21 protein-coding genes are annotated in these 20,505 nt (G+C 61.5%); 11 read left to right on the top strand and 10 right to left on the bottom strand.

Annotated features, from left to right (window positions below; translation table 11 throughout):
- Nucleotides 1–322: 322 nt before the first annotated feature.
- On the bottom strand, nucleotides 323–1,156 hold the full coding sequence (locus tag M5J09_RS01300; RefSeq protein ID WP_257156717.1) for a hypothetical protein: 834 nt from the start codon (nucleotides 1,154–1,156) through the stop codon (nucleotides 323–325).
- A 126-nt stretch (nucleotides 1,157–1,282) separates the two neighbouring features.
- Between M5J09_RS01300 and M5J09_RS01295 the strand changes: the two genes are divergently transcribed.
- Together M5J09_RS01295 and zupT are read left to right on the top strand one after the other, a co-directional pair.
- Nucleotides 1,283–1,447 carry a hypothetical protein gene (locus M5J09_RS01295; protein WP_306557956.1) on the top strand — a complete coding sequence of 55 codons (165 nt, stop codon included), beginning with the start codon at nucleotides 1,283–1,285 and terminating at the stop codon, nucleotides 1,445–1,447.
- A 62-nt stretch (nucleotides 1,448–1,509) separates the two neighbouring features.
- Nucleotides 1,510–2,307, top strand: coding sequence for a zinc transporter ZupT (zupT, locus tag M5J09_RS01290; protein WP_257156716.1), 798 nt, complete (start codon nucleotides 1,510–1,512; stop codon nucleotides 2,305–2,307).
- Between the two features lie 19 nt (nucleotides 2,308–2,326).
- Here the strand turns inward: zupT and M5J09_RS01285 are convergent, their stop codons facing one another.
- The 3 genes from M5J09_RS01285 to M5J09_RS01275 are packed head-to-tail and all read right to left on the bottom strand — an operon-like array spanning nucleotide 2,327 to nucleotide 4,548.
- On the bottom strand, nucleotides 2,327–3,247 hold the full coding sequence (locus M5J09_RS01285) for a DUF808 domain-containing protein (protein ID WP_257156715.1): 921 nt from the start codon (nucleotides 3,245–3,247) through the stop codon (nucleotides 2,327–2,329).
- A 42-nt stretch (nucleotides 3,248–3,289) separates the two neighbouring features.
- Nucleotides 3,290–3,826: a DUF402 domain-containing protein gene (locus M5J09_RS01280; RefSeq protein ID WP_257156714.1), complete on the bottom strand. Its 537-nt coding sequence runs from the start codon at nucleotides 3,824–3,826 to the stop codon at nucleotides 3,290–3,292.
- A complete protein-coding gene (locus tag M5J09_RS01275) occupies nucleotides 3,826–4,548 on the bottom strand; it encodes a hypothetical protein (protein ID WP_144791961.1) in 723 nt (240 codons plus the stop codon). Before M5J09_RS01275 ends, M5J09_RS01280 begins: the two co-directional genes overlap by 1 nt.
- 244 nt (nucleotides 4,549–4,792) lie before the next feature.
- On the opposite strand from M5J09_RS01275, the gene typA reads away from it, so the two are divergent.
- From typA to M5J09_RS01235, 8 genes are all read left to right on the top strand, one after another.
- Nucleotides 4,793–6,703 (top strand): translational GTPase TypA, encoded by a 1,911-nt coding sequence (gene typA, locus M5J09_RS01270; RefSeq protein WP_257156713.1) that lies wholly within the window; start codon nucleotides 4,793–4,795, stop codon nucleotides 6,701–6,703.
- 166 nt (nucleotides 6,704–6,869) lie between these two features.
- Nucleotides 6,870–8,471, top strand: coding sequence for an ABC transporter family substrate-binding protein (locus tag M5J09_RS01265; protein WP_257156712.1), 1,602 nt, complete (start codon nucleotides 6,870–6,872; stop codon nucleotides 8,469–8,471).
- Nucleotides 8,461–9,327, top strand: coding sequence for a PIG-L family deacetylase (locus M5J09_RS01260; RefSeq protein WP_257156711.1), 867 nt, complete (start codon nucleotides 8,461–8,463; stop codon nucleotides 9,325–9,327). The genes M5J09_RS01265 and M5J09_RS01260 overlap by 11 nt, the downstream gene beginning before the upstream one ends.
- Nucleotides 9,327–9,719 (top strand): hypothetical protein, encoded by a 393-nt coding sequence (locus M5J09_RS01255; RefSeq protein WP_042530323.1) that lies wholly within the window; start codon nucleotides 9,327–9,329, stop codon nucleotides 9,717–9,719. The genes M5J09_RS01260 and M5J09_RS01255 overlap by 1 nt, the downstream gene beginning before the upstream one ends.
- Before the next feature lie 50 nt (nucleotides 9,720–9,769).
- Nucleotides 9,770–10,093, top strand: a complete 324-nt coding sequence (fdxA, locus tag M5J09_RS01250) for a ferredoxin (RefSeq protein WP_005327491.1) — start codon at nucleotides 9,770–9,772, stop codon at nucleotides 10,091–10,093.
- A 3-nt stretch (nucleotides 10,094–10,096) separates the two neighbouring features.
- Nucleotides 10,097–11,182: a succinyldiaminopimelate transaminase gene (gene dapC, locus M5J09_RS01245; protein ID WP_257156710.1), complete on the top strand. Its 1,086-nt coding sequence runs from the start codon at nucleotides 10,097–10,099 to the stop codon at nucleotides 11,180–11,182.
- A complete protein-coding gene (locus M5J09_RS01240) occupies nucleotides 11,183–11,989 on the top strand; it encodes a pseudouridine synthase (protein WP_257156709.1) in 807 nt (268 codons plus the stop codon).
- A 108-nt stretch (nucleotides 11,990–12,097) separates the two neighbouring features.
- Nucleotides 12,098–12,661, top strand: coding sequence for a GtrA family protein (locus M5J09_RS01235; RefSeq protein WP_042530329.1), 564 nt, complete (start codon nucleotides 12,098–12,100; stop codon nucleotides 12,659–12,661).
- Nucleotides 12,662–13,096: 435 nt separating this feature from the next.
- Here the strand turns inward: M5J09_RS01235 and M5J09_RS01230 are convergent, their stop codons facing one another.
- The 6 genes from M5J09_RS01230 to M5J09_RS01205 form a co-directional block, all read right to left on the bottom strand.
- The gene (locus M5J09_RS01230) at nucleotides 13,097–13,576 is read right to left on the bottom strand and encodes a transcriptional regulator (protein ID WP_236684043.1); all 480 of its coding nucleotides are present in this window, start codon (nucleotides 13,574–13,576) and stop codon (nucleotides 13,097–13,099) included.
- The gene (locus M5J09_RS01225) at nucleotides 13,560–13,769 is read right to left on the bottom strand and encodes a helix-turn-helix transcriptional regulator (RefSeq protein ID WP_042530334.1); all 210 of its coding nucleotides are present in this window, start codon (nucleotides 13,767–13,769) and stop codon (nucleotides 13,560–13,562) included. The genes M5J09_RS01230 and M5J09_RS01225 overlap by 17 nt, the downstream gene beginning before the upstream one ends.
- Nucleotides 13,770–13,823: 54 nt before the next feature.
- Nucleotides 13,824–14,645: an endonuclease domain-containing protein gene (locus tag M5J09_RS01220; RefSeq protein WP_236684044.1), complete on the bottom strand. Its 822-nt coding sequence runs from the start codon at nucleotides 14,643–14,645 to the stop codon at nucleotides 13,824–13,826.
- Nucleotides 14,646–15,461: 816 nt separating this feature from the next.
- Complete coding sequence (locus M5J09_RS01215) at nucleotides 15,462–16,892, bottom strand: amino acid permease (RefSeq protein WP_257156708.1); 1,431 nt, start codon at nucleotides 16,890–16,892, stop codon at nucleotides 15,462–15,464.
- Between the two features lie 80 nt (nucleotides 16,893–16,972).
- A complete protein-coding gene (gene dapD / locus M5J09_RS01210; RefSeq protein ID WP_042530338.1) occupies nucleotides 16,973–17,944 on the bottom strand; it encodes a 2,3,4,5-tetrahydropyridine-2,6-dicarboxylate N-succinyltransferase in 972 nt (323 codons plus the stop codon).
- Between the two features lie 18 nt (nucleotides 17,945–17,962).
- Complete coding sequence (locus tag M5J09_RS01205; RefSeq protein WP_257156707.1) at nucleotides 17,963–19,321, bottom strand: amino acid permease; 1,359 nt, start codon at nucleotides 19,319–19,321, stop codon at nucleotides 17,963–17,965.
- A gap of 39 nt (nucleotides 19,322–19,360) precedes the next feature.
- Between M5J09_RS01205 and dapE the strand changes: the two genes are divergently transcribed.
- Nucleotides 19,361–20,500: a succinyl-diaminopimelate desuccinylase gene (dapE, locus tag M5J09_RS01200; protein ID WP_257156706.1), complete on the top strand. Its 1,140-nt coding sequence runs from the start codon at nucleotides 19,361–19,363 to the stop codon at nucleotides 20,498–20,500.
- Nucleotides 20,501–20,505: the final 5 nt, after the last annotated feature.

The raw sequence follows: 20,505 nt of genomic DNA, 5'->3' as shown, positions 1-20,505 counted from the left end.
CGGGGTCGTCGCTTCCCCATGAATCTTCAGCCCATAGTGCAAAATCACGATCGGCGTATCGCTTCTGGCGAGTGGCTATATGTTTCATCCGACGATTGTATCGACGCTTTGAGGCTTCAATGCGCTCGGATTCGGTTTGTGTTGAAGACTGACTGTTACGGTTGTTGCGCTTTTTGCCGGACATTGTGTGATTCCTGAACGCTAGAGTGGCTGCATGTATGTGATGGGTAACTCTACATTAGCCAGCGAGATATTGCCTTGAACTCGAGAGGGACAGCAAAGGGACCAGAGTAGGGGAAGACGTGGCAGAAAAGTGCTGAGGCTACGAACTAGGGGAGGTGAAGGTACGTGAGCCGGTGGGCAGTGGGGAGGCAAGCGGAGCGGCCGGGGCGGTGACCTCCCAATCCGCCGTGAGGTCAAGCGCCGGCGGAATGGCGGGGTGCTCGGACGAGAGCGGAAGCGGCGGGATGGCTGGCGAAAAGAGAGCGTCGGCCGAGTCTGGGAGGTCCACGGCGAGACGGCCGGCAGCAGCATAGGCGCGGGCGGCGAGGGAAGCACCCGAGGGAGCAGCGGCCTCGACAGCAGCAGCGAGGACAGGGGAGTCGGCGAGGGAAGTGCAGGGCCCAAGGACGAGGTCGCCGTGGGTAGCGAGGACGGTGTCGTCGATAAGGGTTAGGGAAACAATGAGCTGTTGGGTGCCCATCCCGCGGAGTTGGTAGGTGGTGAGCTGGCCTGCGGAGACGTCGACAAGCGCGCCGTGTCCACCGGCCAGAAGGACAGAACCTACCGGCTGATTCGTGGTGGGAATCATCCACGGATCGAGGCCCAGGGCAACGGCAACGTCAACGTCACCTTCGACAATCTCGACCGTGGCGTGCGTCGAGGGGCTAAGACCCGCTGTGCGAAGGCGGGCGAGCGAGGGATACTCCGCGGACTCCTCCGCGTCGAGTGCGCCCAAGAAACCGAAGGGCGAGCGAATGCGCCAACCGCGGGTGGTGGGGTCGGGGATAAGGGAGACATCGACAAGCGCAGGCGCCGTGGCCAACCCGGGGAAGCTCAACGCAGTGCCGAGGTTGACGTGGTCGAGGACGGCCACGTGCTCAACCCCGAAGTAAGAGGGGGCCAGCGGGTAGAGCGCCATAGTTGTGTCAGTCACCTCATGCGTCTGGTGGGAGTAGATGGACTTCCTCCAATCCTACGCAGAGACGTCAACTGGGTTACGGTCGATTGAGGAACAAAAAGTTAAATATGGCGTGGAGATCGTGAGCGGCTGGTGCTGGTCATGCTCATTGTCTTCTTTATCACGACGGCTGATTCCGCTTCCGTGGTCAACTCCCAGCTCACGCAGCGCGGCAACCCGGCGGTGACTAATTTCTGGGTCATCTGCATGGCCGGTATCGCCCTGACCACGAAACCGGTGAGTACATCGACGATGACCCCACGGTGAAAGATGGCGAGTCACTGGTGATATCCACGGAGCAGGACCCTGACGCGCTATAGTTTCCCACTATGGATTTAGCCACCGTCGCGTTCGCATTCAGTCTCGTGCTCTTCTCCGGCTTATCGACGTCCATCGGAGGCGCCCTCGCCGTAAGCAAGAAAGAGCCGGGGCCGGGATTCATGGCCACCGCCTTGGGGCTTTCTGCGGGCGTGATGCTCTATGTCTCCTTCATGGAGATCCTTCCGGAGGGAATCAGCAAGCTAGGAGAAGCCTTCGGAACCGAAAAGTCCGCCACGTGGGCAGGCATTATCGCTTTCTTTGCGGGGATTGCCCTCATCGCCATTATTGACCGCGCCGTGCCGGCGGAGATTAACCCGCACGAGCCGGCAACCACGGAGGAGGAGGCGCGCCGCAAAAGGCTCATGAAGACCGGCGTATTTACCGCCTTCGCCCTGGCGCTCCACAACTTCCCGGAGGGTTTCGCCACGTTCTTGTCGGGGCTCGAAGCTCCAGAAATCGCCATTCCCATTGCAGTGGCGATTGCCATTCACAACATTCCGGAGGGCATCGCGGTGGCGGTGCCCTTACGGGCGGCGACAGGCTCCCGCACGAAAGCCTTCTGGTGGGCCACGGTGTCGGGCCTTGCGGAGCCGGTGGGCGCGCTCATCGGCTTTGCCATCCTTATGCCTTTTATTGGGCCGGTGACGATGGGCATTAGCTTCGCCGCCATTGCTGGCATTATGGTCTTCATCTCCCTCGATGAGCTTTTGCCCACCGCGGAGGAGACCGGAAAGCACCATTACGCTATCTACGGCCTCATCGCAGGTATGGCGATTATGGCGGTATCGTTGATGCTCTTTATGTAAGAGGATTTGTGTAAGAGGCTTACTTCACGCGCTCTGCGGTTGCCTTGACCGCCATGATGACGGTGGCCACGACGGTGCCCAGAATCAGGCCGAAGACCATGGAGATGCCGGTCTCTGCGAGCCACGAGAGCGCGCCGTTGTTGATGTTCTCGGTGACATCATGAATGAGGCCATGGGGCTGTTCTGCTCCGAACTCGTGGAGGCCATTAATCACGATGTGGCCGCCGACCCACAACATCGCTGCGGTACCGATGATGCCGATGATATCGAGAACCACGGGCATGCCCTTGACCAAGGCGGTGCCGAGGGCAGAGTCGCCATCATTGCGCTCGAGCAGCCCCATGCCGATGTCATCCATCTTCACCAGCACGGCAACCGCGCCGTAAACGCCGAGGGTGAGGATAATGCCAACGATGATGAGGCTGGCCAGGCGCATCCAGAAGGGTTGGTCGATGACCTCGTTGAGGGAGATGACCATGATTTCCGCGGACAAAATGAGGTCCGTGGTGATGGCGGAACGCACCAGCGAGTCCTCGGCATCCCCGCCCTTGTCGCGGACGGGCTTCTTTTCCTCTTCGCCGCGGTGGAAAAGGAAGTGGATAATTTTTTCCGCACCCTCGAAGCAGAGGTAGGTACCGCCGCACATGAGGATCGGGGTCAGCGCCCACGGTGCGATCCACGACAGGATAAGCGCGATGGGCAGAATGATGATGAGTTTGTTGATGAGCGAGCCCTTGGTGATGCGCCAGATCATGGGCAGCTCACGCTGTGGCTTCACGCCATCAACAAATTGTGGGGTGACGGCGGCGTCATCGACGACGACACCGACGGATTTCATAGAGGTCTTACCTGCTAATGCGGCCACGTCATCGACGCTGGAGGCGGCGGAGCGGGCGATGAGGGCTACGTCGTCAAGCAGGGCGAACAGGCCACCGGCCATGGCTCACATCCTTTAAGGTAGGGGAGAATTGCTCACCCAAGGTTACTCGGCTGGGACGAGTTCCACAGTGTCAGCCCACGTAAGTTCCATCCCAAGAGTGTGCAGCCAGGTCATTGCGTCATCGCCGTAGCGCGTGATGCCCTCGACGGCGGTGAGGGTGCGCTCCATAGCGCGCTCGGCTTCCTCGGCGCTGATGAGTCCGGTGGAGGTGGCGGCGGCGAGCTCATCAATGTCGAGCACGTCAACTGGCTCCCCTGAGGTAGAGACGAGATCGACATACAGGTCGCGGGTGGTCCACACGTCACCGTTAACGTCGATATCAGCGACATCGAAGTAGAAATCCTGCTCCACGTCCACGCCCTCGCGGAAGTGGAAGATGTTAGCGCGCAGGCCCAAGTCTGGGAGCAGCCACGACTCGAGGTAGCCAAAGCGTGGGTGGTTGGCACCGCGGGCCATGTAGAGACCAAAATCGGTGACGTGGTAGGTGTCTACCTCACGCAGGAAACCTTTGGGATCAACATTCGTGTTGTCCGCCGTATTAAAGGTCTCTTGTTTGACCGGGTGCAGTTCAGTACTCATTAGTTCACCTCGAGAAAGGCCGCGGTGGGTGGGAATGAACACGAGGACTCAGCAGTGTTGACCGCGCCAGACAGAACCGCCACGACCGTGCCCTTGCCGGTAGCGGCGCGGCCGGAGACCGTGGTGGGGCCATCGGAGTTGATGCCGTTGTTGAACAGCGGGGTGGTCCCAAACTGGAAGGTGTCCAGGTTGAACCATTGAACGCGCATGGCGCCTTGCTGCTCGGCGGCAGTTGGCGTGCCTAGGGCGGTGAAGAGGAAGACGGCTTCTCCTTCACCTGCGCCTGGGGCGGGGATTTCGGTGGGGCCGGGGACGGCGATGGCCGAACCGACCGAGTCGCCCTGACCGCCAATGCACTGTGCGGAGACCGTAGGCCAGTAAAACTGGCGGAAGGAAGGATTATGTCCCTCCGGCATGGCCACGCCGCCATCGCCGTCCTCACCGCTGGTGAAGTTGAGGGCAGTGAGGATAGCGTTTCGGGCTTCCTGCGGGATCCATGGCTGTGCCGCGAAAGCGCGAACGCGTTCCTGAGTCTCCGGGGTGGGACGGCCGAGGTTGTCGAGCGGGTTGCTGCTCTGTTGAGCAGTGACCAAAGAGGAGAGATCGGGGGCGTCGGCATGTGCGGGGGTGACGCTGAGCAGGCCCAGCATCACAGCAGCAGTGATACCGGCGAGGCCGCGGTGTGCGGCGCTGCCGGTGGAGTGCTGTTCATCGAGAGCCATGGACATCCTTGTGTGTAGGTCGGCGCGTGTACAACATTAGTCACACGCGCCACAACAGTATCTGCTGTCACAATATTCACTTTTTCGGCGTAGTCAACTCGAAACGAGTTCTACTGTGGGGTATGTCGGCGCTCGATACCATTTCGTTACACACGGGCGCGATGCTGCACGGATGTGGGGGAGCGAGTATATTTAAGGGCCGTTCACACCGCTAACGCATCATGCTTTAAGGAGCACCCCACACGTGAGTACTACTGAGTTCCGTAACGTAGCCATCGTCGCACACGTTGACCACGGTAAAACCACCCTCGTCAACGGCATGCTGGAGCAGTCCGGCGCTTTCGGCGACCATGGCGAACACTCGGACCGCGTCATGGACTCCAACGATCAGGAGCGTGAGCGCGGCATCACCATTCTGGCCAAGAACACCGCCATTCACCGCAAGGGTCTGGGCAAGGATGGCCAGGACCTCATCATCAACGTTATTGATACCCCGGGCCACGCCGACTTCGGTGGCGAGGTCGAGCGCGGTATCTCCATGGTGGATGGCGTCGTGCTGCTTGTCGACGCCTCCGAAGGCCCCCTCCCGCAGACCCGTTTCGTCCTCACCAAGGCTCTGGAAGCCAAGCTGCCGGTCATCATCTGTGTCAACAAGACCGACCGTCCGGATGCCCGCATCGACGAGGTTGTCACCGAGGCACAGGACCTGCTGCTGGAAATCGCGGCTGGCCTTGAGGATGAGGAGGCCGCCGCTGCCGCCGAAGAGCTGCTGGACCTGCCGGTTCTCTACGCTTCCGGCCGCGAGGGCAAGGCCTCCACCGAGAACCCGGGTGACGGTAACGTCCCCGAGGCTGCGGACCTGCAGGCGCTTTTCGACGTCATCTATGACGTCCTCCCCGAGCCTTCCGCTTCCGTCGACGGCCCGCTCCAGGCGCACGTCACCAACCTGGACTCCGATGACTTCCTGGGACGTATTGCCCTGCTGCGCATCTACTCCGGCACCATCAAGAAGGGCCAGCAGGTGGCCTGGATGCACTACGACGATGAAGGCGAGATGCACACCAAGACCGTCAAGGTGGCTGAGCTGCTGCGTACCGTCGGCTTCCAGCGTCAGCCGGATACCGAGGCTATCGCCGGTGACATCGTGGCCATCTCCGGTATCTCCGACATCATGATCGGTGACACCATCGCTGATGTTGAGGATCCGAAGCCGCTGCCGCGCATCAAGGTGGACGAGCCGGCTATTTCGATGACCATTGGCGTGAACACCTCGCCGATGGCAGGCCAGGGCGGCGGTGACAAGCTCACCGCACGTATGGTTAAGGCCCGTCTGGACCAAGAGCTCATCGGTAACGTGTCCATCAAGGTTCTGCCAACCGAGCGCCCGGATGCTTGGGAAGTTCAGGGCCGTGGCGAGATGGCGCTCTCCGTTCTCATTGAGAACATGCGCCGCGAGGGCTTCGAGCTGACCGTGGGTAAGCCACAGGTGGTGACCCAGGTCATCGACGGCAAGACTATGGAGCCCTACGAGATGCTCACCATCGATTCCCCGTCGGAGTACCAGGGCGCTATTACTCAGCTGCTGGCTAACCGTAAGGGCCAGATGCAGTCCATGGACGTCCGCGAGGGCGACTGGGTTCGCATGGTCTTCCGCATCCCGGCCCGCGGTCTTATCGGCTTCCGTACCCAGTTCCTGACGGAGACCCGCGGCTCCGGTATCGCGAACTCCATCTCTGACGGTCTGGACGTCTGGGCTGGTGAGATCAAGGCTCGCGCCACTGGTTCCCTGGTGGCTGACCGCTCCGGCCAGATCACGGCCTACGCCCTTATGCAGCTTGCTGACCGCGGCGACTTCTTCGTGGAGCCGGGCATGGAGGCCTACGAAGGCATGGTTGTGGGTGCCAACAACCGTGATGAGGATATGGACATCAACATCACGAAGGAAAAGAAGCTCACCAATATGCGCTCCGCCACCGCGGATGCCACCGTCACCTTGGCCAAGGCCAAGACTCTATCCCTCGATGAGGCACTGGAGTTCTGTGGCAACGACGAATGCGTTGAGGTGGGCCCCAAGGTGCTGCGCGTGCGCAAGGTGGAGCTGTCTGCCACCGACCGCAAGCGTGCGGCTGCCCGCGCTAAGCAGCTCAACAAGTAAGCAGCCCTTCCTGACGTAATCTTCAACGTTCCGCCCCAATCCTGCTGGAGGGGGCGGAACGTTTTCGTTATGTATGGGACAGGCGGTGCGGTTGGAAATGGGCACTGTCCGGTGCGGGTATTAAAATGAGGCCGACAAGTACCCCGAGCTCCAAAGGTGTGATGGCGTGGACCGTTTCTCCAAGCTGCTGGCAGCGCTCGCTGCAGTGAGTGCGTTGAGCGCCTGCCAGGCCAACCCCGGCCCGCCGCCAGTGGTCGAGGCTGAAGAGCAGAGCACGTCACCCACCAAGTCGACCACGGAAAGCCCCACCCCGGAGGTGGTTCCGGAAGAGGACCTGCTGCCGGAGCGCAGCACGGTGGCCATTGGCGTCGATCCGCTGCGGGGAGGCCTTAACCCACACTTAAGCGCTAACAACTCCGAGCTCGTTAGCCAGATTGCAGAGCTCGTCCTGCCCTCCGCGTTCCACGGTGAAGAGATGGATACGGATGTGCTCGAGTCGGCGGAGGAAATCGAGGCCCCCGGCAGCATTGCCATGCGCGTGCGCTACACCATTGCTAGTCCGGCCCAATGGTCTGATGGCACACCGATCAGCGGTTCGGACTTCAATTATCTCTGGTCACAGATCATCCGCACACCAGGGGCGAATGCGGCCTCGGGGTATCAAGCGATTTCGGCGGTGCGGACGTCGGGAAGCGGGCGCGTTGTCACGGTAGATTTTGAGCACCGCGTCGAGGACTGGCGCAAGCTCTTTGCCCACCTGCTGCCGTCGCACCTGCTCGTGGACCAGGATTTCTCATCCGCCCTTGCGGAGGGGATTCCGGCCTCGGCTGGACGCTACTTGGTGGCGGGTATGGACCGCAGCCGCGGCGTGATTACGCTCAACCGCAACGACCGCTTCTGGGGCGAGGACCCCGCGATGATTGATGTCATTCAGCTCCGCGCCCTCCGTGACACCACCCAGGCCGTCAACATGCTGCGCTCGCGACAGATCGGGTTTGCGGACTTTAGCCCGCAGCAGACCACCCTCGAGCGGCTGAGCCTACTCAGCGACGTCAACACCGGGGTAGTGAAACGCTCGCGCCAGCTGCGCCTAGAGATATCTACGCTGGAGGAGGCCCTTCCAGAAGAGCCGCAACGCCGCGCTTTGGCCTCTCTGTTGGATTCCGATCAGATTGCCCGTCTCGCCACCGGCAGGGCCTCCGAGCTGGACCCTGCCCACAATCCGTTCGGTGATCCTGTGGAACTGGCCCCGTTGCGCGAGCGTGCGGGGCATAAACCGCTGCGGATTGCAGTCGATCCACAAAGCCCCACGGCCCTTGCCGCCGCCCATACGATTGTTGATGTCCTGCAGTCCAAAGCTATCGACGCCACGGTGGTGACCGAGCGCCTGACCACCATCACCGCGGATCTACTGCCAGCGGGCAAGGTGGATGCCGTCGTGGCCTGGGATGACAATGGCATGGACTCACTGAGCATGGCCAATTACTTCACTTGTGCCACTCCCGGCAGCCCAGCCGCTAAGCTCAATGGTTTCTGCCCTGAGCATGCCGAGGAGACAGCAGCCGATATCCTCGATGGAACCTTGGATTCTGCGGCCGCTCGAGACAAGGTTCACCAGCTCAACTCCGAGCAAGTGCTGTTTGTGCCGCTGCTCAACGAGGTGCGCATCCATGCTTTAGGCAAGGGTATCGTGGGCCCCGGACAAAGTATTACGGACTGGGATTCGGGCCTGGTCAGTGCCCCACAGTGGAGGAAAGATGATGACTAAAGATCTCACCGGCTACCGCGTCGTGGCCGTGCATGCACACCCCGATGATGAGGTGCTCTTCACCGGCGGAACGCTCGCGGATGTGGCCGCCCGCGGCGCTGAGGTCACCGTGATCACCGCAACGCTGGGGGAGGAAGGCGAAGTCATCGGTTCGCCTTACCAAGGACTGGCGGAAAGTGACCGCCTTGGTGGCTTTCGTGCCTGGGAGCTGAAGCGTGCCCTCGACGCCCTGGGGGTCAGCGGCATTCAGCTGGGTGGTTTCGGACACTTCCGCGATTCCGGTATGGCCGGCTCGCCAGCGCACGACAACCCGAGTGCGCTGGTCAACCGAGTCGATGAAGCGGCATCCTTGCTCAAGGAGCATTTCGTAGCGCTTGAGCCCCATGCGGTGTTGACCTACGGCCCCGACGGCGGCTATGGCCACCCAGACCACATCGCTGTGCACCAGGCTGTTCATGCGGCTGCCGCTCCTGAGCAGCGCATTTGGTGGGCTGTCTTCGAGCGCGCCGCGCACTACCGCGCCCTGGAATCCGTGACCCCGCCGCAGGGCTGGAGACTGCCGGACAAGGACTACCTGGACAACTTCACCACTGAAGGCTACGACGTGGCCTATGCGCTTGGTGACGTCCCCCTCGCCGCCAAACGCGCCGCCATGCTCGCCCACGCCACCCAGATTTGGCTGGCCGATGGTTCCCTCACCACCGTTAACCCGCATGCTGCACAGGCAGGCCTGAGCAACCCCGCCGAGGTGCCCGCTGCCTATGCACTGTCCAATCTGCTCACCATGCCCCTGCTGCGCCACGAGTTTTATCAGCTCGGCAGGGGAGAGCCGAGCGAGACCCTGGTGGGGGAATAGTGAGCGAGCGAGTTATCCGCACCGACTTTTCCCGCGGCGAGCAAATTGGCGGTTTGGTCTGGTTAGCGCTGGGCGCCCTGTGTTCGTTGACTCTCGAGGTGGTCTACCTGACCGCGCGCCTGCCGTGGTTCGACGGGGCCAGCGTCTCTTTTCCCATCACCATTCTTATTGCCTTCTGGTTCAACGGGGTGCTCACTCGCACAGCGCGGTTGTGGAGTGAGAATCCCTACATCGCGGGCCTTCCCGGGCTGGCGTGGGTCACGGGATTTCTAGCGTTCATGCTGGGAGGCGCTATTGGTGATGGTTCACTGCTGGCCAATAATATTCTCAGCCTGCTCCTGTTCGTCGCGGGAATCGCAGGCAGCGTTTGGCCATTTTTCACGCAGGAGTAGCATACTGTTAGTCGTAGAAAACCCGTGATCAACAGGAGTTCGAACGCCTTATGACTTACACCATCGCGCAGCCTTGCGTCGACGTGATGGACCGTGGCTGCGTTGAAGAGTGCCCGGTCGACTGCATCTATGAGGGCAAGCGCATGCTTTACATCCACCCGGACGAGTGCGTGGACTGTGGCGCCTGCGAGCCTGCCTGCCCGGTTGAGGCCATCTTCTACGAGGATGACGTCCCGGATGAGTGGCTGGACTACAACGACGCCAACGCTGCGTTCTTCGATGACCTTGGCTCCCCGGGCGGCGCGGCTGCCCTCGGCCCGCAGGACTTCGATGTCCCGATGATCGCGGCCCTCCCGCCCCAGAACCAGGAGTAAAACATGAGCCGCACGCCGCTAGGAGATACGCTTCCGGATTTCCCGTGGAACTCCCTCGCTGGTGCTAAGAAGAAGGCCCAAGCTCACCCCGATGGGATTGTGGACCTTTCTGTGGGCAACCCGGTCGATCCGGTGGCCCCCGGCGTGCAGCTGGCGCTTTCGTCCGCCGCAGAAGCCCCGGGCTATCCGCAGACTCAGGGCACCCCGGAGTTGCGCGAGGCTATCGCGAAGGCCTTGGAGCGCCGCTACCACATGCAGGTGGATGCTGTCCTACCGGTGATCGGTACTAAGGAAGCTATCGCCTGGCTGCCCACCCTGCTGGGCATGCGTGGTGAAACAGTTGCCTTTCCTTCCGTCGCGTACCCGACCTACGAGGTTGGTGCCCTGCTGGCAGGCGCCAAGCCACTGCGCGCGGACGAGGACTTCGGGGATGCGTCCCTGGTGTTCATCAACTCGCCGTCGAATCCGACGGCCAAGGTGTTGGGCGTCGAGAAGCTGCGCGAGATCGTAGCCTGGGCCCGTGAGAAGGGCGCCATTGTGGCGTCCGACGAATGCTACATGAGTCTGGGGTGGGACGATAAGAACCCGCCGGTTTCCATCTTGGATCCGCGCGTCACCGACGGTGACAACACCGGACTCATCGCCATGCATTCGCTGTCCAAGACCGCGAACATGGCGTCCTACCGTGCGGGGTTCTTTGCCGGCGATAGCAAGCTCATCGCCGAACTACTGGAGCTGCGCAAACACGCCGGCCTCATCGTGCCGGGTCCGATTCAGGCAGCGATGGTCGCCGCGCTTGACGACGACCCCTCCGAAGCCCTCCAGCGCCAGCGCTACGCCACCCGCCGTGCAGAGCTCATGCGCGCATTGACGTCAGCTGGTTTCACGATCGAGCACTCGGAAGCCGGCATGTACCTGTGGGCCACGCGCGGCGAGAACTGTCGCGCGACCGTCGATTGGCTGGCCGAGCGCGGCATCCTCGTTGCCCCTGGGGACTTCTATGGTCCGGCCGGCGAGCAGTTCGTCCGCATCGGTCTCAACGGCACCGATGAGCGCATCGCGGCGGCGGTGTCGCGGTTGGTTGCCTAAGTGGCTTTCCGCCCACCGGCGCGGGAGGGGATTAGCCCGCGCAAGGTGATGCTCACCGGCATCGTGCCCGCTTCTCCTGCCTATTGGGCAGGTCAGGCGGGCGATTCCGCGTTTTCACCCGGTGCTCGCTTGGAGCCTGGCACCCGGCTGCCTGGTCCGACGTTGGCGTGGTATCACCCCTCGGTACCTCATGAAGAGCCGATTCCGTTTGATTATCGGGTGGTATATGAGGACGGAGATCTCATAGTCGCCGACAAGCCGCATTTCTTGCCCACGACGTCGAATGGGCGCATCGTGCGCGAAACCCTGCAGACTCGTCTGCGCGTGGACTTTGGTGAGGAGGACATCGTTCCTTTGCACCGCCTCGACCGACTCACGTCTGGTCTGGTGTTATGCTCGCGCAATCCGCGCACACGTCCTGCCTACCAGCGGTTTTTCCAAGACCATGCGGTGAGCAAGCACTATCGCGCAACGGTGAACACGCCCTTAACGTTTGAAGACACGCTGCGGCTGGGGATGCGCCGCGTGCGCGGCCGGCGTCAGGTGATTGTTGACCCCGCCGGGACACCCACGATCACTCGCCTGAGCGCGCACGGCTCCATTGTTAATGTGTGGCCACTGACCGGCCATACTCACCAAATTCGCGTCGCCCTCAACTACCTCGGCCATCCGATTGTGGGCGATGACACGTATCCCGTGGACCGCGGTCTAGACCTCTACGATTTCTCTGCTCCGCTGCAGCTCGCGCACGTAGCGATGCAGTTTGACGACCCCCTCACCGGCCACGAACGTGTGTTCACTCTGTGAATTTGCGTGCTTCTGCGGCGCGCGTTTTTAGTTCGTGCTTGGCCAAGGACTAAACTCGTACCAAGTTTTATTCATTAATCTTGAGAATTTTGTACGAGGGGCGTGTTCATGGCGGATCTGAGCGTTGCTCGCTTTGCCTCGAATCTAGGCCAGTTCATTAAGTTTGGCCTGGTCGGCGGCTCGGGCGCGGTGGTCAACATCCTAGTCTCCATCGTGGCAGCAAAGTGTGGCCTCGCGTGGTTCGGGGCTACTCCGCATGACGCAATGTTTAACCTCTTTGGCACCCAGTTCCATGTCCGCTGGTTCATGCTCTTTTCCACGATCGCGTTTCTCGTGGCAAACACATGGAACTACCAGCTCAACCGCATGTGGACGTTCAAGTCCGTCAACAAGGTGTCCTGGTTGCGAGGCTTCTTCCCGTTCCTCATCACCGGTATCGGCGCCTACCTGGTCACACTTGCGGTCCAGTACTTGCTGATGAATCCGACGTCGCCGCTGCAGCTGCCACCGCACATCTTTGACGACACCACTGGTTTCCGCACGATGTATTACTGGGCTAACGCCATTTCCATCGTTGTGGCCATGCCCATCAATTTCGTGTTCAACAAATTGTGGACCTTCCGCTCGACGCCAAAGAAGCCGGTCGTGGTCCATCATTCCGAGCCAGCTTAATTGCGGCCCTTCCCGCCGACCCTTCGCGCTCACCGGCGTCGGCCGTCGGGGTCTTTTCGATGCTGCGGTGAGCGGGAAGGGGGCATCGGCAAGCAATGTTCCCTTCGCGCTCACCGAGAACCTAGCGTGGAAGCGCTCCATCGTGCCGGTGAGCGCTTAGGGATGGAAACCGGAAACCCGCCCTTCGCGCTCACCGGCATCGAAAAGAATCGCTAGTTCCCGCACACGGTGAGCGTAAAGGGCAGTACCGGCGGAACCGGTGCCAGCGGTGCAGTAGGTCTAGTGGCTCGGTAGATGAGGGGGCATGGCTGGGGGGTTAGCGCGGTAGGCGCCTTATTCTCCCTTCGCGCTCACCGGCGCCTGTAAGAAGCCGAACCCGCCATCCGCGGTGAGCGCGAAGGGCGGGATGGATGGGGATAGGCCGGGTAGTGTGGTCTAGTCGTCGAGTTCGGCGTCGAGGCGGGCCTGGTCGCGTTGGTGCTGGCGGCGTCGGAGAAACGGTGTGAAGATGATGGCGGCGGTCACGCCGGCCCCAGCGCCAACCAAGTAAGAGGTGGAGTCCGATGCGTAAGCGTTATGGGCAATTCCGGCGAACATCACAATGAGCGGGATGAGGTAGACGGTCATTGCAGGCCAAATACGGCCAACAGGTGGGGTGGCGACTCGCTTGCGCAGCCACGCCGTGCCGAAGAGATTGCCGATCATAGGCGGCGCAATGGCGAGAAAGCACAGCATGCTCATATTCCCAGGTAGAACCCAAGCGAGGATGGCTGCGGCGACGATCTCGAGGAATCGGGTCGGGGTAGCGCTGATGGCATACGCTTTGTAAAAAGTCTCACGTTCGAATTCATCCTGCGATGCGCGCTCGATTTCATTGAGGGCGTAGTTAGCAATGGCGTTAATCATGTTGTTCATCTCCAAATACTTCTTCGACGGTTTTTCCGAGTTCGCGGCATATGTCTAGTGCGAGGTGTACGGACGGGGAGTAATTGCCGCGTTCGATATTGGCGATTGTCTGACGGGAGACGCCTGCGCGTTCAGCGAGCTCAGTTTGGGATAGCTCAAGCCAGCGGCGCCATTTGCGGACCATGTTGGGTTGCTCAGGCATTCATACTCCTTTACGGTCTGTCGTCCTTACATGTCTAAGTGTAAAGAATAATTGTCAAAACAGCAAGTTCTGCAGGCATAAGTGCCACGTCCAATACGGCTGCGTCACACACGCTGGCAGCGTAGGCTCCCGCCCCTTAATCAGATCAAGCGTCGCCTTAATAAGGCGGAGGGCATCGTCGAGGTGGTAGTGGATATCGTCAGCAGTAAAGCGCAAAACTGTGTAACCGTGAGCGACAGCCGCATTCTGTTTCGATCTATCCGCCTGAAATATTTCGCTGCGTTTGTGGTACTCCCAGCCGTCGACTTCGATAATCAGCTTGCCTATCAAAAAGTCGAACCGATACCCAGCGATGAGCACGTTGTGATCCGGGAATATGCCCTGCGATCGCAAACTCCTGCTGAGCTTCCTTTCGGACTGGCTATCCGTACCGATGGGGGTGTTCCGAATCGCCTCTTTCAGCTTTCGCGGCACGCGCCCCATCCTCTGGCGGTCCTTCTCCAGGCGACTAGGCCCTTCTTTACCGCGATAATGATGCTCCAACAAGTCACCGCAGGCACTAGCTATCCGCCGAGCCGACCACAAGGCCTGCACCACGGGCAGGCCGTTCACCTTGGTCGTCGCTGAAAGTCGTGAATGCGTGACACGAAACTTTTTCCCCCTAAGCGTTCGCGGCCCCTCCGCTTCCAATGGGAACGTCAATGCGCGCCCGAGGTGAATCTCCCGTGCAGTCTTTCCTGTGAAATGAATGCGGCTGAGCCCATGCGCCAGGGCCCGCGCTACAGCGAGAGGTGTCCATTCATCGGTATAAATTCCCCGATGCACGCGGAAGAGACGACGCTCGCGAAGCTTGCGTCTTATAGCTTCCTTGCTCATCCCTTGTTCCCGGAGTTCAGCGGTCGTCCATGCCCTCATAACGCCGAAAATAAGCACTGCGTGACGACGCCGCCGCAACCATCATCTCAGCCTGTGGATAACTTCCCATCGTGACCGGCCCCCAGGGCTCCGAATCAGTGTCTTCTGTGGATAACCACCTTTAGCGCTCACTGCGGAAGGGCCGTTGTGGTAGTGAAGATTGCGGGTGAGCGCGTAGGGAGGAGGGGCGCAGGGCCATGCAGGATTTCAGCACCGCGCCCCTCGCGCTCACGGGCAGCTGCTTGACGACGCTCCGCCCTCCGCCAGTGAGCGCGAAGGGCAGGAGACAGCTGCAACGCAGCCTTCTAGCCTCTTGCGCTCACGCGGGAGAGCCAGACCGGAAGCTGTGGTTACCGAGCATGAGCTCTAGCCTCTCGCGCTCACTGGGGAAAGGCTTCAGTGGCGTGAGCTGTCCACGGTGAGCGCGAAGGAAGGAGGTGGCGCGAAGAGCAGGAAGAGATGCGAAGGAAGGAGGTGGCGCGAAGGAAATAAGAGGGGTGTAGGGCAGGAGGAGGGGCGCGGGGCCAAAAGGACTGAAGCACCGCGCCCGTCGCGCTCACGGGCAGCTGCTTGACGACGCTCCGCCCTCCGCCAGTGAGCGCGAAGGGCAGGAGACAGCTGCCACGCTTACCGCCTAGCCTTTTGCGCTCACGGGAGAGCGGTTTCAGTGGCGTGAGCTGTTCACGGTGAGCGCGAAGGGCAGGGCGTGAGGAGGGGCGGGGTGAGAAGAGGGGCGGCGCGTGAGGAGGGGCGGGGCGTGCGAGCGGGAGCGGGAAGCTAGCGGGCTTCCAGCTCTTCGGCGGTGGGCAGCGGTAGGCGAGCCGTGGGGGCGATGCCGCGTGCCTTGGCGTTGATGACGCCGGCGATGGCGAGCACGGCGAACATGGCGGCGGCGGAGAAGAGTTGGATGCGGGCGGAGGCGTCGCTAAGCATGAGCACCGCAATGGCTGCAAACAGGGCCAAGGCGAACCACGTGAGGTAGGGGTAGGCCCACATGCGCACTGGCAGGGGGTGGATGGCCTCGAGGTGCGGGCGCAGGCGCAGCTGGCTCACGGCGATGAAGACCCACACGATGAGCAGCGACGCGCCGGCAGCGTTGAGCATGAAGGACAAAAGCCAGCCGGTATCGGCGTAGTTGAGGATAACCATGACCACGGACAGCACCACGGAGAGTGCGATGGCGGCCGTGGGGACGCCACGGCGGTCAGTGGACGCGAAGATCTTCGGGGCCTCACCGCGGGAAGCCAGCGAGTGCATCATGCGGGAGGAGGCGTAAATCTGCGCATTGAAGGCAGACAACAGCGCCAGGACGATGACGACCTCCATGATGACGGCGGCGCCAGGGATGCCGGCGCGGTCGAGCACCATGGTGAACGGCGACTCGGCAGCAGATTGCGCGGAGCCGAGGGAGGAGTATGGCAGGAGGAAGGTAATGACGAGGACGGAGCCCAAGTAGAACACGGAGATACGCGTGATGGTAGTGCGCACGGCGTTGACGAGGGACTTCTCCGGGTCCTCGGATTCGGCGGCGGCGATGGCGACAACCTCGATGCCGCCGAAGGCGAAAGCCACGGCCAGCAGGCCGGCCGCGACGCCGCCGAGACCGTTCGGCATGAAGCCGTCCTCGAGGAAGACCGAGGTGCCGATGAAGGAGTGGCCGGGCAAGAGGCCGAAGATCAGCAGGGCACCGATGATGAGGAAGAGGACGATGACGGCGACCTTGATGAAGGCGAACCAGTACTCGAACTCGCCAAACATGCGCACGCGCAGCAGGTTGATGACGCCGAAGAGCGCAACACAGATGGCGGCGGGGATCCACGGCGGGCAGTCGAACCACGCGCCGATGAATCCGGCCGCGCCGGTGATTTCGGCGCCGAGGACAGCCACGGTGGCCAGCCAATAAATCCAGCCCTGGGTAAAACCCGCCCAGCGGCCGATGCCGTGTTCGGCGTACTCGGAGAAAGAGCCGGAGGCGGGGATGACGGTGCCCATTTCACCCAGCATCTGCATGACGAGGATGGCGAGGAAACCGGCAATGAGATAAGCCAAAAGAACAGCCGGGCCGGCGGCGGAGATGCCCACACCGGTGCCTAAGAAGAGACCCGCGCCAATGGTGGAGCCGAGCCCCATCATGGTGAGGTGGCGGACTTTGAGGCCGCTGCCGAGCGAGCGAGGAGAGGAATCGTTTTGAGCAGTCACCTTTAGCATTCTAGGCAGCCGAGCGTGAAGGCTCATAAAAAGACTCCCGCGGGGAAGAAAACCCCGGGAAGTTCTTGAGTGAAGAGAGCTTAGTTGTTGTGCAGGTCCTCGTTGAGGGCCACAGCATCGGACTTCCAGTCCACGGCTTCAACGGCACCAGTAGTGGAGTTGCGGCGTAGCAGCACGCCGGAGACACCGGAGAGCTCGGAGCCCTTGACGGTGTCGCCCTCGGAAAGCTCGAGGGCCTGCGCAATCTTGCCAAAGACTGCGATCTTGGTCCCTGCGGTGACGTAGAGGCCGGCTTCGACGACGGCGTCGTCTCCAAGCGAAATGCCCACGCCGGAGTTTGCGCCGAGCAGGCAACGCTCACCGATGGAAATGACCTCCTTGCCGCCACCGGAGAGGGTGCCCATGATGGATGCGCCGCCGCCGATATCGGAGCCATCGCCCACGACGACGCCCGCGGAAATGCGGCCTTCCACCATGGAGGCGCCCAAGGTGCCGGCGTTGAAGTTGACGAAGCCCTCGTGCATGACGGTGGTGCCCTCAGCCAGGTGGGCGCCGAGGCGGACACGGTCGGCATCACCGATGCGCACGCCGGACGGGACAACGTAGTCCACCATGCGCGGGAACTTGTCCACGGAGTAGACCACGACCGGGCCGCGGGAGGCGAGACGGCCACGAACCATCTGGAAGTCAGCAACAGCGCAGGGGCCGTAGTTGGTCCACACGACGTTGGCCAGCTTGCCAAAGATGCCCTCGACGTTCAGGCCGTGAGGCTTGACCGCGCGGTGGGAGAGCAAGTGGAGGCGAAGGTAGGCATCGTAGGTATCGGCCGGTGCCTCATCCAGATCCTTGATGGAGGTCTCCACGGCGATGCGGGCTACGCCGCGCTCCTCGTCAGGGCCGACAAGGGCAGCGAATTGCTGCGGAGCCTCCTCCAAGCGTTGGGTGCCGCTGGCGTCTACAGGGGTATCGATGTGGACTGCGGGGAACCAGACATCCAGGACGGTGCCGTCGTGGGTAATGGTTGCCAGGCCGCGTGCGGAAGCAGTAGTCATAGCGTCACACCCTAGCAGCTACTCAACGACGTGTCGCTTTTTCCTACCGGGCAGTAGGTGGAAGATCACAATCAGCCCAGCCGTCATGATGAGGACGGCGGAGACTTGCTGGCGGGCGGAGGCGTCGAAAAGCATCAGCACCGTCAGCCCCACCAAGGCCAGCACGGTTAGCCACGGCAACCAAGGATAACCGGGCACGCGCAGAGTGGTGAGCTCACCATTGGCTTTCAGTTCGGGGTGCAACTTGATGAAGGAGGCCACGATGAAAGACCAAATGACGAGGAGGCAACCGCCCACGGCGTTGAAAAGAAAAGCCAGCAGCCCCGGCGGGTTCCAGTACTGGAGGATGACTGACGTAAAGGCGCACATGATGGACAGGAGCACAGCAAAGATGGGGGCGCCTGACGTGTTGAGCTTGAGGAAGACATGGTGGGCGCTGTGGTCCTTGGCCATGTCATAAACCAGGCGGGAGGTGGCGTACATCTGCGCATTAAATGCTGAGAGCAGCGCTAGCGCAATGATGGTTTCCATGAAGCCCGCCGCGAAAGGAATCTGCGCGGCTTTGAGTACCAAGGTAAATGGAGAATCGGCCGCTACATCGGCGTCCTGGATGGCGCTGAAAGGCAGCGCCATGGTGATGACGATGATGGAGCCGATGTAGAAAATCATGATGCGCACGATGATGGCGCGCACTGCGGTGGCCACGTTGCGGGCGGGATTCTCGGATTCGGCTGCGGCGATCGTCACCATCTCGATGCCGCCGAAGGCAAAGGCCACCGCCAACAGGCCAGCGGCAAAACCTGGCCCGCCGTGCGGCAGGAAGTTATCGGTGAAGTTCGTGCCCGCCTGTTCCAGGGACATGCCGGGCAAGACGCCGACAGCCATGAGCACACCGACGCCTAGGAAGGCGAAGATGGTGCCCACCTTGATGATGGCGAACCAGAATTCGAACTCGCCGAAACCACCCACGGCGGCAAGGTTGACCACCGCGAATAACACCACGGCCACGAACGCGGGAATCCACGGTTCCACGCCCCACCAGCTGGAAACAATGGCCGCGGCGCCGGTAATCTCCGCGCCCATCACCATAACCAGCATGAACCAGTACAGCCAGCCCAGCGTAAATCGGGCCCAGGGGCCGAAGGCCTGGCCGGCGTACGTGGAGAAAGCACCCAGGGAAGGCCGGGCGGAAGCCATCTCTCCCAGCATCCACATCACCAGTGCGATAAGGAGGCCGGCTACCGCGTAGGACACGAGAACGGACGTGCCGGACATTTGGATTCCTAGGCCAACCCCCAGAAAGAGCCCCGCACCGACTGCGGAGCCGAGCCCCATCATGGTGAGGTGTCGGGTTTTGAGTTGTGTGGCCGCAGCCATGGGACATCACCTTCAGCAACGTTGATTGTTTGCAATGGGATGTACTTTACGCAATGCACTAACTGGCGGGGGACGCTAGCATGGCGGGTTGTGACTTTAAATCTTTTCGCCGACCCCATCGATCTCACCAAGGCGCTGGTGGACATCCCCAGCCCCTCCCATCATGAGGAGGAGATCGCCACTGCCGTTGAGGACGCGCTGCGCAGCCTTGACCCGAACGTGGTGGAGGTTCAGCGCTACGGCAACACCGTGTGTGCCCGCACCAACCGTGGCTTTGACACCCGAGTGGTGCTGGCGGGCCATATCGATACGGTGCCGCTGGCGGATAATGTGCCCCACACGATGTCGGAGGACGGGCGCACCATGTATGGCTGCGGCACCGTGGACATGAAATCCGGGATGGCCATTTATCTCACTGCCTTCGCGCAGCTTTATGACTCGGACGAGTTGAAACACGATTTGACGGTCATCGCCTATGAGGGGGAGGAGGTCGCCACCGAATTTAACGGCCTGGGCCACCTGCAGAATGACCATCCGGAATGGCTGGAGGGAGACCTTGCGCTCCTTGGTGAACCTTCTGGCGCGATGATTGAGGCTGGCTGCCAGGGCACGATCCGCCTGCGCGTCACGGCACACGGCACCCGCGCGCATTCTGCCCGCGCCTGGCTCGGCTCCAACGCCGCCCACACCTTGGCCCCAGTCATGCTCAACGTGGCGAACTACCAGCCGCGCGATGTGGAGATTGATGGCTGCACGTACAAGGAGGGCCTTAACATCGTCCACCTTGAATCGGGGGTGGCCACTAATACCATTCCGGATGAGGCGTGGATGTTCGTCAACTTCCGCTTTGCTCCTGACCGCACCTCTGAGGAGGCCCTGGCGCATATGAAGGAAGTCATTGGTGAGCATGACAACGTCAGCATCGAGGTCGATGACATCGCCAGTGCCGCCATGCCGGGGCTGGGGCAGGCGGCGGCGCGTGCGCTTGTCGACGCCGTCGGGGGCAACGTTCGCGCCAAATACGGATGGACCGACGTCGCCCGCTTCTCCGAGCTGGGGACCCCGGCCGTCAACTTTGGCTCCGGCGATCCGGGCTTTGCTCACAAGAAAGATGAACAAGTCCCCGTCGAGCAGATTAGCGCCGTGTCTCATGCACTCTTGAACTACCTGAAGGGATAACACAC

The organism is Corynebacterium sp. BF-R-2 (assembly GCF_024586525.1).
GTDB classification, from domain to species: domain Bacteria; phylum Actinomycetota; class Actinomycetes; order Mycobacteriales; family Mycobacteriaceae; genus Corynebacterium; species Corynebacterium singulare.
This window is presented reverse-complemented; position numbering and strand designations above follow the sequence as displayed.